Origin of the sequence: Pantoea sp. Pa-EAmG, assembly GCF_030024295.1 — a bacterium.
Classification (GTDB): domain Bacteria; phylum Pseudomonadota; class Gammaproteobacteria; order Enterobacterales; family Enterobacteriaceae; genus Pantoea; species Pantoea dispersa.
In genome coordinates this window covers 1-435 of the sequence record NZ_JASEWO010000440.1, presented here as the reverse complement: position 1 = coordinate 435, position 435 = coordinate 1, and the positions used below count along the sequence as shown (strand labels likewise).

The following is a 435-nucleotide window of genomic DNA, read 5'->3' as shown; positions in this document are numbered from 1 at the left end:
GCGTGAGCACAACCTTGGCAAAATCGTCACCGGTCGTCAGCCGCAGCGGCGCTGGCGGCGCGACAGTTTTGCTCAGCGTTTGGGCCAGCTTGGCCCGGATCTCGATCTGCTGGTGGTGGCATTGGATGAGCCGGTGCGCGATGCGCCGCACCCGCTGACCGGCCAGCGCGTCAGCAGTGAAAAGTGGCGGCTACATCTGCGCGGTTGCCTGATGGCGATTGCGCTGTGCATGCTGGTCACCATTGTCGGCCGCTGGTTGCTGGTGGAGTTCGATCCGGCCAACGGCGTGATGATCTATTTGCTGGCGGTGGTGCTAGTGGCGCTGCGTTACGGGCGCTGGCCGTCGGTGTTCGCCACGGTGATCAATATCCTCGCCTTTGACCTGTTCTTCGTCGCCCCGACCGGCACGGTGGCAGTGTCGGATTTGCAGTATCT

The 435-nt window shown here is 63.2% G+C and carries 1 protein-coding gene; it reads left to right on the top strand.

Annotated elements, in window-relative coordinates; genetic code table 11:
* Positions 1–435, top strand: a 435-nt coding sequence (locus tag QMM04_RS23145; RefSeq protein WP_282997238.1) for a DUF4118 domain-containing protein, incomplete at both ends; no start/stop codon positions are given.